The sequence below is a fragment of the Alteromonas aestuariivivens genome, from assembly GCF_003367475.1.
Classification (GTDB): domain Bacteria; phylum Pseudomonadota; class Gammaproteobacteria; order Enterobacterales; family Alteromonadaceae; genus Alteromonas; species Alteromonas aestuariivivens.
Genome location: NZ_QRHA01000008.1, coordinates 49,915 through 64,478 on the forward strand (window position 1 = coordinate 49,915; position 14,564 = coordinate 64,478).

The 14,564-nt window shown below is 50.0% G+C and carries 19 protein-coding genes; 16 read left to right on the plus strand and 3 right to left on the minus strand.

All coding sequences use genetic code 11. The features are described from left to right. Positions 1-123: 123 nt before the first annotated feature. From DXV75_RS12005 to DXV75_RS12055, 11 genes are all read left to right on the plus strand, one after another. Entirely contained in the window at positions 124-522 is a 399-nt protein-coding gene (locus DXV75_RS12005) for an ATP synthase subunit I (RefSeq protein WP_115593668.1), read from the plus strand. A 30-nt stretch (positions 523-552) separates the two neighbouring features. After that, entirely contained in the window at positions 553-1,389 is an 837-nt protein-coding gene (gene atpB / locus DXV75_RS12010; RefSeq protein WP_181898419.1) for a F0F1 ATP synthase subunit A, read from the plus strand. Between the two features lie 103 nt (positions 1,390-1,492). Further along, complete coding sequence (gene atpE / locus DXV75_RS12015) at positions 1,493-1,714, plus strand: F0F1 ATP synthase subunit C (protein ID WP_012520222.1); 222 nt, start codon at positions 1,493-1,495, stop codon at positions 1,712-1,714. Between the two features lie 45 nt (positions 1,715-1,759). Then, complete coding sequence (atpF, locus tag DXV75_RS12020; RefSeq protein ID WP_115593670.1) at positions 1,760-2,230, plus strand: F0F1 ATP synthase subunit B; 471 nt, start codon at positions 1,760-1,762, stop codon at positions 2,228-2,230. Positions 2,231-2,245: 15 nt separating this feature from the next. After that, on the plus strand, positions 2,246-2,779 hold the full coding sequence (gene atpH / locus DXV75_RS12025; RefSeq protein ID WP_115593671.1) for a F0F1 ATP synthase subunit delta: 534 nt from the start codon (positions 2,246-2,248) through the stop codon (positions 2,777-2,779). Between the two features lie 14 nt (positions 2,780-2,793). Further along, entirely contained in the window at positions 2,794-4,335 is a 1,542-nt protein-coding gene (gene atpA / locus DXV75_RS12030) for a F0F1 ATP synthase subunit alpha (protein WP_115593672.1), read from the plus strand. Between the two features lie 67 nt (positions 4,336-4,402). After that, entirely contained in the window at positions 4,403-5,263 is an 861-nt protein-coding gene (gene atpG, locus DXV75_RS12035; protein WP_115593673.1) for a F0F1 ATP synthase subunit gamma, read from the plus strand. Between the two features lie 33 nt (positions 5,264-5,296). Continuing rightward, positions 5,297-6,682 carry a F0F1 ATP synthase subunit beta gene (gene atpD, locus DXV75_RS12040; protein WP_115593674.1) on the plus strand — a complete coding sequence of 462 codons (1,386 nt, stop codon included), beginning with the start codon at positions 5,297-5,299 and terminating at the stop codon, positions 6,680-6,682. A 64-nt stretch (positions 6,683-6,746) separates the two neighbouring features. Beyond that, positions 6,747-7,163 (plus strand): F0F1 ATP synthase subunit epsilon, encoded by a 417-nt coding sequence (locus DXV75_RS12045; protein WP_115593675.1) that lies wholly within the window; start codon positions 6,747-6,749, stop codon positions 7,161-7,163. Between the two features lie 366 nt (positions 7,164-7,529). After that, entirely contained in the window at positions 7,530-8,477 is a 948-nt protein-coding gene (locus tag DXV75_RS12050) for a hypothetical protein (protein WP_115593676.1), read from the plus strand. 53 nt (positions 8,478-8,530) lie between these two features. Further along, entirely contained in the window at positions 8,531-9,130 is a 600-nt protein-coding gene (locus DXV75_RS12055; RefSeq protein WP_115593677.1) for a glutathione S-transferase family protein, read from the plus strand. Here DXV75_RS12055 and DXV75_RS12060 read toward each other — a convergent pair. After that, complete coding sequence (locus DXV75_RS12060) at positions 9,127-9,705, minus strand: tRNA-uridine aminocarboxypropyltransferase (RefSeq protein WP_181898415.1); 579 nt, start codon at positions 9,703-9,705, stop codon at positions 9,127-9,129. The two genes, DXV75_RS12055 and DXV75_RS12060, sit on opposite strands and share 4 nt — an antisense overlap. Positions 9,706-9,737: 32 nt before the next feature. Between DXV75_RS12060 and DXV75_RS12065 the strand changes: the two genes are divergently transcribed. Further along, positions 9,738-10,082, plus strand: coding sequence for an MGMT family protein (locus DXV75_RS12065; protein ID WP_115593679.1), 345 nt, complete (start codon positions 9,738-9,740; stop codon positions 10,080-10,082). Between the two features lie 200 nt (positions 10,083-10,282). Then, a complete protein-coding gene (locus DXV75_RS12070; protein ID WP_115593680.1) occupies positions 10,283-10,924 on the plus strand; it encodes a YiaD family glycine zipper/OmpA-like lipoprotein in 642 nt (213 codons plus the stop codon). A gap of 30 nt (positions 10,925-10,954) precedes the next feature. Here the strand turns inward: DXV75_RS12070 and DXV75_RS12075 are convergent, their stop codons facing one another. Next, complete coding sequence (locus DXV75_RS12075) at positions 10,955-11,425, minus strand: nuclear transport factor 2 family protein (RefSeq protein WP_115593681.1); 471 nt, start codon at positions 11,423-11,425, stop codon at positions 10,955-10,957. Between the two features lie 82 nt (positions 11,426-11,507). Continuing rightward, positions 11,508-12,371, minus strand: coding sequence for a YicC/YloC family endoribonuclease (locus tag DXV75_RS12080; protein ID WP_115593682.1), 864 nt, complete (start codon positions 12,369-12,371; stop codon positions 11,508-11,510). A gap of 292 nt (positions 12,372-12,663) precedes the next feature. Between DXV75_RS12080 and rph the strand changes: the two genes are divergently transcribed. Genes rph through tusA form a run of 3 tightly spaced genes read left to right on the plus strand, consistent with a single transcriptional unit; the run spans position 12,664 to position 14,289 of the window. Continuing rightward, positions 12,664-13,377: a ribonuclease PH gene (gene rph, locus DXV75_RS12085; protein WP_115593683.1), complete on the plus strand. Its 714-nt coding sequence runs from the start codon at positions 12,664-12,666 to the stop codon at positions 13,375-13,377. A 14-nt stretch (positions 13,378-13,391) separates the two neighbouring features. After that, the gene (pyrE, locus tag DXV75_RS12090; RefSeq protein ID WP_115593684.1) at positions 13,392-14,033 is read left to right on the plus strand and encodes an orotate phosphoribosyltransferase; all 642 of its coding nucleotides are present in this window, start codon (positions 13,392-13,394) and stop codon (positions 14,031-14,033) included. Then, positions 14,023-14,289, plus strand: a complete 267-nt coding sequence (gene tusA / locus DXV75_RS12095) for a sulfurtransferase TusA (protein ID WP_115593685.1) — start codon at positions 14,023-14,025, stop codon at positions 14,287-14,289. The genes pyrE and tusA overlap by 11 nt, the downstream gene beginning before the upstream one ends. Positions 14,290-14,564: the final 275 nt, after the last annotated feature.

Below are 14,564 nucleotides of genomic sequence, written 5' to 3' on the forward strand. Positions count from 1 at the left end.
CTATCTGTTTGCGCGTTAGTCGTTTAGCGAAATCCATTACATTATCCGACGAATGGTTGAAAAATATCGCTAAAACAGTATACTTCTGACGCTTTTTGTTGGGCGTTAAAAAAGAGAATAAATGTGGCCAGAGATTTGGCACGCCAAGGCAAATTTTTAGCAAAAAAGGGCACTGTATTTCAGCTTGTCACGGCAGCTGGCCTTACCGCATCTGCATGGGCTTTCGGTACGGCACAGCTTTCTCTGTCCGTCGCAGTAGGCGCTGTCATCAGTATTTTACCCAATTTTGTTTTTGCGTTGTTTGCATTCAGATACGCCGGTGCCAGTAAAAATTCGCTGGTAGCACGGAGTTTCAGCCAGGGTTCGAGAGTGAAACTGGCACTGACAATACTTTTATTTGTAGTGGCATTTGTGGTGTTGGACACCCGGCCTTTGGCACTTTTTGGTGCTTTTGCCATTACAACGGTCAGCTACTGGCTGGCCCTGGTTCGTCATTTCCCGACTGGCAGTGACGAGCGATAAAGGATTTTCATACTTTACAATTTGGGTTTAATAATGGCATCTGAATACACTACCTCAGAATACATCAAGCACCACTTGACCAATGCCACCATGTGCTCAACCGACAGCGGAGTTGCGTTTAACAAAGCGTGTGCCGATGCCGGTTTTTGGGCAATACATGTGGACACTCTCGCCTGGTCCGTCGGCCTGGGCATTCTTTTTCTCTGGCTGTTCCGTCGCGTCGCCAAAAACGCCACTACCGGTGTACCCGGAAAAATGCAGGCGTTTGTCGAGCTTATCGTTGAGTTTGTTGATGACAACGTAAAAAGTACCTATCACGGCAGAAGCGGACTAATTGCCCCTCTAGCACTGACTATTTTTATGTGGGTGCTGCTGATGAACCTGATGGATCTGGTTCCCGTTGACCTTTTACCCTGGATTGCCGGGCTGATTGGCCAGTACGGATTTGGCATGGATCCTCACGATGTTTATATGAAAGCAGTTCCCACCACTGACCTGAACCTGACGTTCGCACTGGCGGCTGGCGTATTTATCCTGATTCTGTTCTATTCCATCAAAATGAAAGGGATTGGCGGGTTCACCAAGGAATTGACGATGCAGCCATTTGGCCATCCGGTCTTTATTCCGGTGAACTTCATTCTGGAGTCCGTTACCTTGCTGGCACGCCCGCTTTCACTGGCTCTGCGTTTGTTCGGTAACCTCTATGCCAGTGAGCTAATCTTTATTCTGATTGCCACCATCGGATTGGCGCAGCTGCCACTGCACTTTATGTGGGCGGTTTTCCATATCCTGGTTCTTCCTTTACAGGCCTTTATTTTCATGATGCTGACCATCGTGTATCTGAGCCTGGCTAGCGAAGACCACTAGAAAGTTTTGTGCGCACAGTCCGGCCCTGGAACCGATGCTGTGCGTTTTTACGGGTTATACCTTAATTTTTAACTTTAATATTTAACTTAAATCGGAGACGTAAATGTTATACATCGCTGTTGCACTGCTAATCGGCCTGGGTGCCCTGGGTACCGCTATTGGTTTTGGTCTGCTGGGTGGTAAATTCCTGGAATCTGCTGCTCGTCAACCTGAACTGGCTCCTCAACTGCAAGTAAAAATGTTCATCGTAGCGGGTCTGATCGACGCCATCGCGATGATCGGTGTTGGTATCGCCCTGTACCTCCTGTTCGCTGTTGGTGCGTAAGACCTTACTGACATTTTTTGCGAACTTTTTTGAGGAGGGGCGATTGTGAACTTTAACTTCACATTCATAGGTCAATTGATCGCCTTCGTTGTGTTCGTGGTGTTCTGCATGAAGTACGTGTGGCCACCGCTGATGGCAGCGATTGAAGAGCGTCAGAAGAAGATAGCCGATGGCCTGGAAGCTTCTGAACGCGCCGAGAAAGACCTGGAACTTGCTCAGTCGAAAGCTACTGAGCAATTGAAAGAAGCGAAAGCGCAAGCAGCTGAAATTATCGAGCAGGCCAAGAAGCGCGCCAACCAACTGGTTGACGAAGAAACGCAGAAAGGCCATGCCGAGCGGGAGAAAATCATCGCTTCCGGTTATGCCGAAGTTGAAGCTGAACGCAATCGTGCCAAAGAGGAACTGCGCAAGCAGGTTGCTGCCCTGGCAGTAGCTGGCGCCCAGCAGATCCTGCAACGTGAAATCGACGCTGAAGCACAAAACGACATTGTTGAAAAACTTGTCGCTGAGCTTTAAGAGAGGAGATGAGCCATGTCTGAACTGACAACTGTTGCTCGTCCCTATGCTAAAGCAGCTTTCGATTTTGCTGTCGAGCATAAAGCCGTTGCCCAATGGCAAGACATGCTGATGTTCGCTGGCGAGGTAGCCCGTAACGACGATATGCACCAGTTAATGACTGGTGCCGTTGCAGCGGAAACCCTGGCTGACATTTTCATCAAAGTCTGTGGTGAACAGCTCGACGAACACGGCCAGAATCTGATTAAGGTTCTGGCTGAAAATAAACGTTTGGTGGCGCTGCCACAAATTTCCGCTCTGTTTGACGAGCTGAAGGCTGAGTACGACAAAGAGATCGAAGTGAACGTTACTTCGGCAGTCGAACTGACGGCTTCTCAGCAAACTGAGTTGAGTGCGTCATTAGAAAAACGTTTGGCACGTAAAGTGAAGCTTAATTGTAACGTGGACCCTGCCCTTGTTGCCGGTTTTGTAATCAAAGCCGGTGATACAGTCATTGATGGTTCCGTAAAATCGAAATTGAACCGTCTCGCAGACGCGTTGCAAGCATAACGGGGATAAGAGTAATGCAACTTAATTCCACTGAAATTGCAGAACTGATCAAGAAACGTATTGAACAGTTTAATGTAACCAGTGAAGCACGCAATGAAGGCACCATCGTCGCAGTAACCGACGGTATTATTCGCATTCACGGCCTGGCCGATGTAATGCAAGGTGAAATGATTGAGCTTCCTGGAAGTCGTTACGCCATCGCACTGAACCTGGAACGCGATTCCGTAGGTGCGGTGGTTATGGGTCCTTATGCGGACCTGCAAGAAGGCGTTAAAGTACAATCTACTGGTCGTATCCTGGAAGTTCCGGTGGGTCGTAACCTGCTGGGCCGTGTTGTAAACACCCTGGGTGAGCCAATCGATGGTAAAGGTTCCATCGAAGCAGACGGTTATGAGCCGGTAGAAAAAATTGCACCGGGCGTAATCGAACGTCAATCGGTCGACCAGCCAATTCAGACCGGTTATAAGTCTGTTGACGCCATGATCCCGGTTGGTCGTGGTCAGCGTGAGTTGATCATCGGTGACCGTCAGACCGGTAAAACAGCGATGGCGGTTGATGCCATCATCAACCAGAAAGGTACTGGTGTTAAGTGTGTGTACGTAGCGGTAGGCCAAAAGGCTTCTACCATCGCTAACGTAGTACGCAAACTGGAAGAGCACGGCGCGATGGATCACACCATTGTGGTTGCGGCTTCTGCATCTGAATCCGCTGCGTTGCAATACCTGGCACCGTACTCTGGTTGTACTATGGGTGAATTCTTCCGTGACCGCGGTGAAGACGCTCTGATCGTATACGATGATTTGTCCAAGCAGGCTGTTGCCTACCGTCAAATTTCACTGCTGCTTAAGCGTCCTCCGGGCCGTGAAGCATACCCTGGTGACGTGTTCTATCTGCACTCCCGCTTGCTTGAGCGTGCGGCGCGCGTAAACACTCAATACGTTGAGCGTTTCACCAACGGTGAAGTGAAAGGTCAGACTGGTTCTTTGACGGCTCTGCCGATCATTGAAACCCAAGCGGGTGACGTATCTGCGTTCGTACCGACCAACGTAATTTCGATTACTGACGGTCAGATCTTCCTCGAAACTGATCTGTTCAATGCCGGTATCCGCCCTGCGGTTAACGCTGGTATCTCAGTATCCCGGGTAGGTGGTGCTGCGCAAACCAAGATCATCAAGAAACTGGGTGGCGGTATCCGTCTGGCGCTGGCTCAGTATCGTGAACTGGCCGCGTTCTCTCAGTTTGCTTCGGATCTTGACGAAGCCACTCGTGCCCAGCTGGAGCACGGTGAGCGCGTTACCGAACTGATGAAGCAGAAGCAGTACACGCCGTTGTCAATTGCTGACATGGGTGTGTCCCTGTTCGCGGTAGAAAAAGGCTATCTGAAAGACGTGGAACTGAACAAGATCCTGGATTTCGAGGCGGCCTTGCACTCTTACATGAACAGCGAGCATGCTGATCTGGTCAAGACTATCAACGAAACAGGTAACTACAACGACGACATTGAGTCACAGTTGAATGACGCTTTAACCAAATTTAAAGCGACACAAACTTGGTAACCAATGGTGCTGGCAGGAAGTTAAACACAGACTGCCAGCGCAACGTTGAGTAATCGGAGAGATAGTCATGGCCAGCGGTAAAGAAATTAAAGGTAAGATTGGGAGTATCAAGAATACTCAGAAGATTACCAGTGCGATGGAAATGGTGGCTGCGTCAAAAATGAAAAAGGCGCAAGACCGCATGGCCTCTGGCCGTCCGTACGCACAAAACATGCTTAAAGTGATTGGTCACATTGCCAACGGCAACCTGGAATACCGCCATCCTTATCTGGAAGAGCGGGAAATTAAACGGGTTGGCTACATTGTGATTTCCACTGACCGCGGCTTATGTGGTGGCTTGAACACCAACGAATTTAAGCTGGTCACCCAGCACGTCAAAAAATGGCGTGACGAGGGTGTGGAAGTGGACTTTGCAGCGTTAGGCTCCAAGGCATGTGCATTCTTCAACCGGTTTGGCGGAACCTTATTGGCCGCTGAATCCGGATTGGGCGATGCACCCAGTGTCAGTGATGTGGTAGGTGTGGTTCGGGTAATGCTGAAAGCCTACGACGAAGGTAAGTTGGATCGGGTGTTCCTGGTTTACAACAACTTTGTTAACACCATGACGCAAAAGCCAGTGATGAATCAATTATTGCCTTTGCCTAAGTCCGAAGACGACGAATATAAGCATCGCTGGGACTACATTTACGAGCCGGATCCAAAACACATACTGGAAACGTTGATGGTTCGTTATATCGAGTCCCAGGTGTACCAGGGCGTTGTAGAAAACGCCGCGTCTGAGCAGGCTGCCCGGATGGTTGCGATGAAAGCCGCAACCGACAATGCCGGCAACCTGATTGACGACTTACAGTTGGTATACAACAAGGCCCGTCAGGCTGCAATCACACAAGAAATCAGTGAGATTGTGGGCGGCGCCTCCGCGGTGTAGACAAAGGTTTAAAAGAGATAACGAGGACAAATTATGAGTCAAGGTAAGGTCGTCCAAATCATTGGCGCCGTTGTGGACATTGAGTTTCCACAAGATTCGGTGCCAAGAGTATATGACGCGCTGAGAGTGACCGGAGGTGACTTATCCGGTCTGACACTGGAAGTGCAGCAACAATTAGGTGGCGGTGTCGTTCGTACCATCGCTCTGGGTACCACCGACGGTCTGCGTCGTGGTGTGGCAGTTGATAACACCGGTGCGCCGATTTCGGTTCCTGTGGGCACAGCCACACTGGGCCGCATCATGGACGTTCTGGGTAATCCTATCGACGAAGCAGGCCCGATTGGTGAAGAAGAGCGTATGTCTATTCACCGTGAGGCGCCAAGCTACGAAGAGCAGTCCAGCTCTGTTGAGCTGCTGGAAACCGGCATCAAGGTAATCGACCTGGTTTGCCCGTTTGCCAAGGGTGGTAAAGTTGGTCTGTTCGGTGGTGCCGGTGTAGGTAAAACCGTAAACATGATGGAGCTTATCCGTAACATCGCTATCGAGCACAGTGGTTTCTCGGTATTCGCTGGTGTGGGTGAGCGTACCCGTGAAGGTAACGACTTCTACCATGAGATGAACGAGTCCAACGTACTGGACAAGGTATCTCTGGTATACGGTCAGATGAATGAACCACCGGGCAACCGTCTGCGTGTGGCTCTGACCGGTCTGACCATGGCAGAGAAATTCCGTGACGAAGGTCGTGACGTACTGTTCTTCGTAGATAACATCTACCGTTATACCCTGGCAGGAACCGAAGTATCGGCACTGTTGGGCCGTATGCCTTCTGCGGTAGGTTACCAGCCTACCTTGGCAGAAGAGATGGGTGTACTGCAGGAGCGTATTACGTCCACTAAGACCGGTTCAATCACCTCTATCCAGGCGGTATACGTACCGGCGGATGACTTGACTGACCCGTCTCCGGCAACCACCTTCGCTCACTTGGATGCGACGGTAGTATTGTCACGTGATATCGCGTCTCTGGGTATCTACCCTGCGGTTGACCCGCTGGATTCCACATCTCGTCAGTTGGATCCGCTGGTTATCGGTCAGGAGCACTACGAGACTGCCCGTGGAGTGCAAAGTGTTCTGCAGCGCTACAAAGAGCTGAAAGACATCATTGCCATCCTGGGTATGGACGAGCTGTCTGAAGAAGACAAGCAGGTTGTATCTCGTGCACGTAAAATTCAGCGCTTCTTGTCACAGCCTTTCTTCGTAGCAGAAGTATTCACCGGTTCTCCGGGTAAATACGTTTCTCTGAAAGACACCATCAGCGGCTTTAAAGGCATTCTGAACGGTGACTACGATGATCTGCCAGAGCAGGCTTTCTACATGGTCGGCTCAATTGAAGAAGCCATCGAGAAAGCCAAGAAGGCGTAATTGACTGAGGCTGGTTAACCACCAGCCCACTCACTACGCTTGCGTACCTAATCGGGAGGTTTAAATGGCAGCTATGACAGTGCATCTGGATGTAGTAAGTGCGGAAGAGGCAATTTTCTCTGGCCGCGTAGAAACCATACAGGTGACAGGTAGCGAAGGTGAACTGGGTATTTACCCGGGCCACGCGCCACTGATCACTGCAATCAAACCGGGTATGGTGCGTTTGGTCAAACAGCACGGTGAAGAAGAAGTTATCTATGTTGCTGGAGGCGTACTCGAAGTACAACCCAGTAACGTTACCGTACTGGCTGACACTGCGGTCCGGGCAGAAGACCTGGACGAGCAGGCTGCTGAAGAAGCCAAACGTCGTGCAGAAGAGCACATCGCCAACCCTGGCGCTGATTTTAATTACGCAGAAGCCGCTCACGAGCTGGCCGAAGCCATTGCGCAATTGCGTTTGATTCAAAAACTGCGCAAGTAATTGAATATTCAGTTTGAATAAAAAGGCCCAGCGATATGCTGGGTTTTTTGTATCCGCATATTGGGATTACTGTTTGTAAAAAGTATGTTGACGTGCAGATCGGTTTTCCCAAACCACCACGTTAATATTCTGTAGTTATTTTTGAGTAATTTTGTAACCAACTGAAATTTAATACTTAATCACCTAATTTTCTTACATTTACTGACACTTTCGGGCTTGGATTGGATACCGAAGCTGATTAGACTTAACCTCAAGAAAGCAGGCATTCTGTTTTTGAAGCTCACAGGCTGGTCTTAAGGCAGGGTGCCGGGCAAAGTGGGCTGCAACACGTCAGGGAACGGCATTAAATCTTATTTAGTTTGAGTGATGCAAAGCCGCCCCTATCTGAATGAAATTTTCCCGCTATGGTTGTCCCCCGCTCTCTACGCTATTGGGGGATTGCTGGTTAATTTTCTCGCCGGTGCGCTGTCTGCCCATATCAACTCAGAGCTGCCCGATACATATTCCCATAATCTCTACCTGGCTGTAACGCTTCCGTTGCTGACGAGCTATTTTTGGTATTGTTTGCGCCTGATGCGCCACAATGCCGACAGCATTGTCATGAGCAACCTGCTCGATCGTCGGGCATTGTGCGAATTCAGGCAATTTCGAATTCGCTCTACACGACAACTGTTTCGGCACTGGCTATTTGCGGCGGGATTCGCTTTAGCACAAAGCCTTTTATATGGCTGGCGCGAAGCTACCGTACATTCCGGATTACCCCTGCACTCGTTTCTTATCATTGTTATGGGTTTTTGCTTCTGGCTCTCATTTTGTCTGTTCGGGTTGCGGGTGTCAGCTGTAACAAACAATCTTATTCACCAGTTTGGGCAGCCCTCAGACCTGGATGATCTGTCATTGAAAGCCTTTAAGCGCGTATTGTATTTAGGCATGCAGAACTGGACTTATGCTGGTATCGGTTTGTTGCTGCTACCGACATTCTGGCTAAATCAGGCTGTTACTGTGTTTGATTGTATGCTGATAGCCCTTTTTGTCGCCGTTCTGTTGCGCTACTTAATTCTCCCTTTGTGTAATATGGTGGCCACTATGCGAGAATGGCCGGTGGGTTGTGGTATCCAGGTTGATACCGAAACACGGATCATGCGCCCGTGCTGTGAAAACCTGTCAGCGCAAAGCGGATCTGCTATGGTTTGTGTGCCTTTAAGTTATGCTAAATTAACAGACTGGTTGTTGCAGGACGGACAGCAGCGACACAACCGGTTTTTGGGAATTGCGATACTGGGAATATGGGGGCTGGCCTGTTGGGTCAGGTGATTTCATACCCCTCTTTCTCAGGTTTATGAATATCCAGTGGATGGTAGGGTTACATGCAAATATACGGTGATAAGCGTTCTGGTAATTGCTATAAAATTCAGCTTTTACTGGCGTTGTTGGGAAAATCCTGTGAATGGATTGATATCGATTTACTGGCCGGAGATTCACGCACTCCTGCTTTTCTGAATAAAAACCCTAACGGAAAAATTCCCCTGCTGGAACTGGACGACGGCAGGACTCTGGCTGAATCGAATGCCATTCTGAATTACATTGGCAGCGGTTCTTCATTAATACCATCCTCTGCGTTTGATCAAGCGCAAATGCTGCAGTGGCAATTTTTTGAGCAATACAGCCATGAGCCCTATATCGCGGTTGCAAGGTATATAAACCTGTATCTGGGTCTGCCGGATGAACGCAAATCAGAATATGAGTCCAAGCAGGATGGTGGTCACAAGGCATTATCAGTGATGGAGCAGCGTTTGGCGTCGTCACTATATCTGGTCGGAAATCAATTGAGTCTTGCGGATATTTCGCTGTTTGCCTATACCCATGTCGCGCACCAGGGCGGGTTTGATTTGATTGGTTACCCTGCCATTCGGAACTGGATAAGTCTGATTAAAGACCACAAAGGTTTTGTGCCAATGGCGGTTTAACGCTGGTGGCTTTTTGGGCCTTTCCAGTGACTTTGCAATGCATTCAGGGCCCCCAGCAAGGGGCCTGAATTTATCTGGTATCCTTCTGCCAATGTGTAAGCTACTGCTTCAATCGTAGAGAGGCTGTGCTTTAAACGGGTATGGCGGATCCGATACTGACTTTGTGGGGGCCGCGCGAAGTGCCATTGGGGCAAGGTATGCAGCCATGGATTGGCCATCCACAACGCCCGGCTTTTACGCCAACTTGCATCCAGAAAAATTAACGCTCCTGCCCTTTTAGGCGGAAGCGATTCTTTATGTTCCTCCAGTGGAAGGCTATGAGCTGAAGGGTAAATCAGGCCAGCTTCTGTTTTTTCTGTGATTTGGCGGCACTGTGCAAAATCATCGGAATTTCGGCCAACAAAAATCTGGACCTGAGGGCAACACAACGCCACCAGGCGAGCGGTATTTTTAGCCTGTCCCACTTCATCAGGATGCTGCAGAATAATCAGCTTTACCGGGCTGGTTAACTTGCTTATGTGGTCACACACGCAGGTTGACCGCGGGTAGCGGCAGCGCAGACAATATTCTCTCAATTTTATTACTCGCCATAATCAAGAGTACAAGTATGCCTAAAGCGGAAGCCATCCGGCAAATTCAACACGCAGTGATGCAGATACCATCAGGGCGGGTAGCAAGCTATGGCCAGATAGCTGATTTGGCGGGTTTACCCGGCCGTGCGCGAATGGTTGGCAGAGCTTTGAGACTCGCCGCCGAGGAGCAGCCATTACCCTGGCACCGTGTGGTTCGTGCAGATGGCAAGCTGGCGTTCCCTGCGGGCTCTGATTCGGCAAACGAACAGCGTGAGCGGCTTGTGAGTGAAGGCATTCCGGTCGTTAACAATCGTGTTGCCATGTCACAGTGGCGTTGGGAACCCGACATATATGAACTGTTGCATAAGCTGAAATACTGAACCTGTTCAGTGACCCCCGTATCAATAGTCATGCTTTTGTTCCACAGGCCACTGAGGTATAAAATGCACAGATTTGTGCCCCGGATGTTTGTTTAGGTTGTATTCAGCTTTCACCCGGTATGGTGGCATTGTGGTCGGCGGGATTCTGAGTTGTTACCTATTCAACCGCTGCTGAAACGGAATATTTTTTAGAGGTATTTATGAAAAAAACACTCACTCTGGGCCTTCTAACCCTGGCCCTGACAACGGCAGGTTGTGCCAGCACAGCCACCAATACCCAAAAGGGTGCGGCTATAGGTGCGGTAGTTGGCGCGTTGTTGGGCAAAGCGACCGGTGATAACGACAAGAGCCGTTATGCCTGGGGCGCAGCGGTGGGCGCGATTGCAGGCGGAGCAATTGGTAACTACATGGACAAGCAGGAAGCCGCGCTGCGTGAAGAGTTGGCCGATACCGGTGTGCAGGTAGAAAGAGAGGGAGATAACCTGCGTCTTATCATGCCGGGCGATATTACATTCGCGACCGACAGTTCATCCATCAGCCCCAATTTCAATCCGGTACTGCATGATGTGGCTGCCGTGGTAAACAACTACGAAAAAACCGTGTTGTTGATTGAAGGGCACACCGACGACACCGGTGCAGAAGCCTACAACCAGTCGCTGTCAGAGCGCCGGGCGCAATCGGTGAAAAATCTTCTGATAAGTTTCAATGTGCACCCTACCCGCATTACCACCGTGGGCATGGGCGAATATCGGCCAAAGGTAGCCAATACCTCTGCTGCCAACCGTCAATTGAACCGCCGGGTAGAGCTCAAAATTCAGCCCATCACACAGAACGACGTATAATCCTTGAAGGCCTGTTTTAACAGGCCTTTTTTATGGTTTGCTTGCGGAGAAGGCTTTGATATCAGCAGCGATGTCGGTTGCGAGAGTGTTAGGGATTGGGATGGTCAGGTGATATTGACGAATCTTCCATGCTCCCTCTTCGAGGGTTAATACGCCAGTTCCCCGGGTTACACCATAAGATGCGTTGCTGAGCATTTCATCAAACCAGGCCACCTTGCCATCGGGGCTGAAATAAATGTGGCGATTCTGGGGCTCGTACGTCCATCCTTTCCCGTTGTTGAACACTGGTTTGGCATAAGACTTAAATTCTCCAATAGTCCAGGTTTCGCTGGCGTCAGTGCCAATGAAGGTTGCATCAGGATGATACAAATCAAAATACCTGTGCCAGTCTGCCTGAGCTGCATACTGGTGTAACTTATCCAGCGTTTCCCCAACTCTTTCACGTTCACTGGCATGCGCGAAACCACCCAGAATCAACAATAATATCGTTATAATGCGCACAACATTTTCTCCATAGTACAGGTAGAAAAAAGCCCCGCAGCTTTGCGAGGCCTTTGTATGGTCAGACGTTCGCAGCTAAGGGTTATTCAATATTCTGGATCTGCTCGCGCATCTGTTCAATCAGCACTTTCATTTCTACCGCCGACTGGGTAATTTCGCTGTTGATGGATTTGGAGCCCAGCGTGTTGGACTCACGGTTGAACTCCTGCATCATAAAATCCAGTCGGCGCCCGACGGCACCGCCTTTTTTCAGAATATTGCGGGTTTCACTGATGTGCGAGCCCAGTCGGTCGAGTTCCTCAGCCACGTCCACTTTTTGAGCGAGCATGATCATCTCTTGCTCAAAACGCGACGGGTCTAACTCTACTTTGGCTTCCTCAAACCGGTTTTGAATGCGTTCCCGCTGCCACTGCATAATTTCCGGCATCTTTGCGCTGACTTTGGCCACTTCCGCCTCAATACCATCGAGTCTTTGCTCAATCAGGTTTCTTAGGGTTTTACCTTCAGTGGCTCTTGCTTCGATAAAGTCATCCAGTGTTCTATCGAAAGCCGTCAACAATGCGGATTGCAGTGTGTCCATATCGGTTTCTTCCACAGCAATCACTCCTGGCCAACGCAGTACGTCCAATGGGTTTACCCCGGTGGACTGACCGTGTGACTGCACCCAGTCGGCTGCGGTAAGAACCTGCTTGGCCAGGGACTCATTCAGACTGAGTTTGGCGGAAGACTGCTCACCGGCAGAGAAGCGCAATGCGCATTCCACCTTGCCGCGCTGAAGGCGCTTTCGAAATCGTTCTCTGAGAATGGGTTCAAGGGCCCGGAATTGTTCCGGCAGCCGGAAATAGGTTTCCAGAAAGCGCTGATTGACCGAGCGGATTTCCCAAACGGCGGTTCCCCACTGCTGCTTGTCTTCACAGCGGGCGAAGGCGGTCATACTATAAATCACGTGTCACCTTTGATGCTTATCAATCTCTGCACAACCAAACTACGCTGGGCGTATTTTGCGTTAACCAATGCACACTACAGAGACTTTCCTGTTTCTATAATAGCTTACTTTTCCTTCCTAAAGCGACAAGCGGTGATTTGAGGTAATTCAGGGAACTTCGTTTTCCACTCTTCCCATCAGTAAGTTATACTCTACGGTTCAGTTTAGCCAACGGCCCAATCGCCGGTTGGTCATGCAGGCAGGTGAGCCTCATCAATAACTTTCTTGAATCAATCTCTGTGGAGTCCAAAATATGCGTCCTAGTGGCAGAACCGCCAGTCAGATCCGCCCTGTAACCCTTACCCGCAATTACACCTGCCATGCAGAAGGGTCAGTGTTGGTTGAATTCGGCAATACCAAGGTATTGTGTAACGCCACGGTTGAAGAAGGCGTGCCACGCTTTATGAAAGGCCAGGGTAAGGGCTGGATCACCGCAGAGTACAGCATGTTACCCCGTGCCACCCATACACGAAGCGACCGGGAAGCAAGTCGGGGTAAGCAAGGTGGGCGTACACTGGAAATTCAGCGTCTCATCGCCCGTTCACTGCGTGCCGCGGTTGACCTCAAGCTGTTGGGTGAAAACACCATTATGGTAGATTGCGATGTGATTCAGGCCGATGGTGGAACACGCACTGCGTCCATCACCGGCGCGTGTGTGGCTTTAGTGGATGCTTTGACGTACATGCGCAGCAAAGGCATTCTTAAAGCCAACCCGCTAAAACACATGATTGCAGCCTTATCTGTGGGTATTTACCAGGGGGTTCCTGTGGCGGATCTGGAATACCTTGAAGATTCCGAAGCAGAAACTGATATGAACGTGGTAATGACGGAAACCGGAAAGCTGATTGAAGTACAGGGAACGGCAGAGGGTGAGCCCTTCAGTTTCGAAGAACTTCAGGAGCTGATGGACATTGCCAAGCACGGATTGCGAGAACTGTTTGACATTCAAAAAGCCGCGCTAGCCTGAGGAGACCCCAAACAGTGAAAGCATTTCAACGGGATTTTATTGAATTTGCCATTGCACGTGGCGTACTCAAATTTGGTGAATTTACGCTTAAATCCGGGCGTAAGAGCCCCTACTTCTTTAATGCCGGATTGTTCAACCACGGTGGTGATTTGGCCAAGCTGGGGCGGTTCTATGCAGCAGCATTAATGGACGCAAAAATTGATTTTGATGTTCTGTTCGGCCCCGCCTATAAGGGGATCCCGATCGCTACGACGACAGCAGTCGCGCTGGCAGACAAATACGATTTGGATGTGCCCTACTGTTTTAACCGTAAAGAAGCCAAAGACCATGGAGAGGGTGGAAATCTGGTCGGCAGCCCGCTCAGCGGCAGGGTTATGCTGGTGGACGATGTGATTACAGCAGGCACCGCCATTCGTGAGTCCATGACGCTAATTGAACAGAATCAAGCCACACTGGCAGGGGTGTTGATTGCCCTGGACCGGCAGGAACGTGGGCAGGGTGACTTGTCTGCTATCCAGGAAGTGGAGCGGGATTTTAACACCCATGTGGTTTCCATTGTGACTCTGGCCGACGTGGTTGAATACCTCAAAGCTGAAGGGGAACATCAAACCAGTATTGTTGCTATCAATGCTTACCGTGAGACCTATGGCATCTGAGCAACCAGCCTCTATGCAGGTGTTTGAGGAAGCAGGGCATCATTTGGATGCCCTGGGTCTTCGCTGCCCTGAGCCCGTGATGATGGTGCGGTTACAAATACGTAAAATGAACGACGGTGACACCCTTTGTGTGACCGCCGACGACCCAGCGGCCATAAGGGACATTCCCGGTTTCTGCCGATTTATGCAGCACACCCTGGTGGCAGCCTATACTGATTCGCTACCCTACCGCTTCCTGATAAAAAAAGGGCTATAGTGCATCCTGGTTTTGCGAGCGTGTAATCTCCCTACAGCCCGTAACCTGCTGATACCGCCCCGATTTAGAGGCCTGGCAGGCCCACCGCGCAAACACAATAATCCCGCCAGGTTATTTGCTGCCTCGCAGAATGACACAAACCCGGCTCAAGTTACGGGGCAGTTATGCCGTTAACAAGCCAGAGTATTGCTCCGGAAGGCGTTTTTCTTTCGCTAATTTTTCCATTAGACTCCTGCACCTGTGTTCCTTCCACAGGTATGAATTAAGAGGTATTT

Coding starts and splice junctions, on each gene's coding strand:
- atpH (WP_115593671.1), top strand. CDS start 2,246: ATGTCTGAACTGACAACTGTTGCTCGTCCCTATGCTAAAGCAGCTTTC.
- atpE (WP_012520222.1), top strand. CDS start 1,493: ATGTTATACATCGCTGTTGCACTGCTAATCGGCCTGGGTGCCCTGGGT.
- DXV75_RS12055 (WP_115593677.1), top strand. CDS start 8,531: ATGCAAATATACGGTGATAAGCGTTCTGGTAATTGCTATAAAATTCAG.
- DXV75_RS12065 (WP_115593679.1), top strand. CDS start 9,738: ATGCCTAAAGCGGAAGCCATCCGGCAAATTCAACACGCAGTGATGCAG.
- atpA (WP_115593672.1), top strand. CDS start 2,794: ATGCAACTTAATTCCACTGAAATTGCAGAACTGATCAAGAAACGTATT.
- rph (WP_115593683.1), top strand. CDS start 12,664: ATGCGTCCTAGTGGCAGAACCGCCAGTCAGATCCGCCCTGTAACCCTT.
- atpG (WP_115593673.1), top strand. CDS start 4,403: ATGGCCAGCGGTAAAGAAATTAAAGGTAAGATTGGGAGTATCAAGAAT.
- atpD (WP_115593674.1), top strand. CDS start 5,297: ATGAGTCAAGGTAAGGTCGTCCAAATCATTGGCGCCGTTGTGGACATT.
- DXV75_RS12070 (WP_115593680.1), top strand. CDS start 10,283: ATGAAAAAAACACTCACTCTGGGCCTTCTAACCCTGGCCCTGACAACG.
- DXV75_RS12050 (WP_115593676.1), top strand. CDS start 7,530: ATGCAAAGCCGCCCCTATCTGAATGAAATTTTCCCGCTATGGTTGTCC.
- DXV75_RS12045 (WP_115593675.1), top strand. CDS start 6,747: ATGGCAGCTATGACAGTGCATCTGGATGTAGTAAGTGCGGAAGAGGCA.
- tusA (WP_115593685.1), top strand. CDS start 14,023: ATGGCATCTGAGCAACCAGCCTCTATGCAGGTGTTTGAGGAAGCAGGG.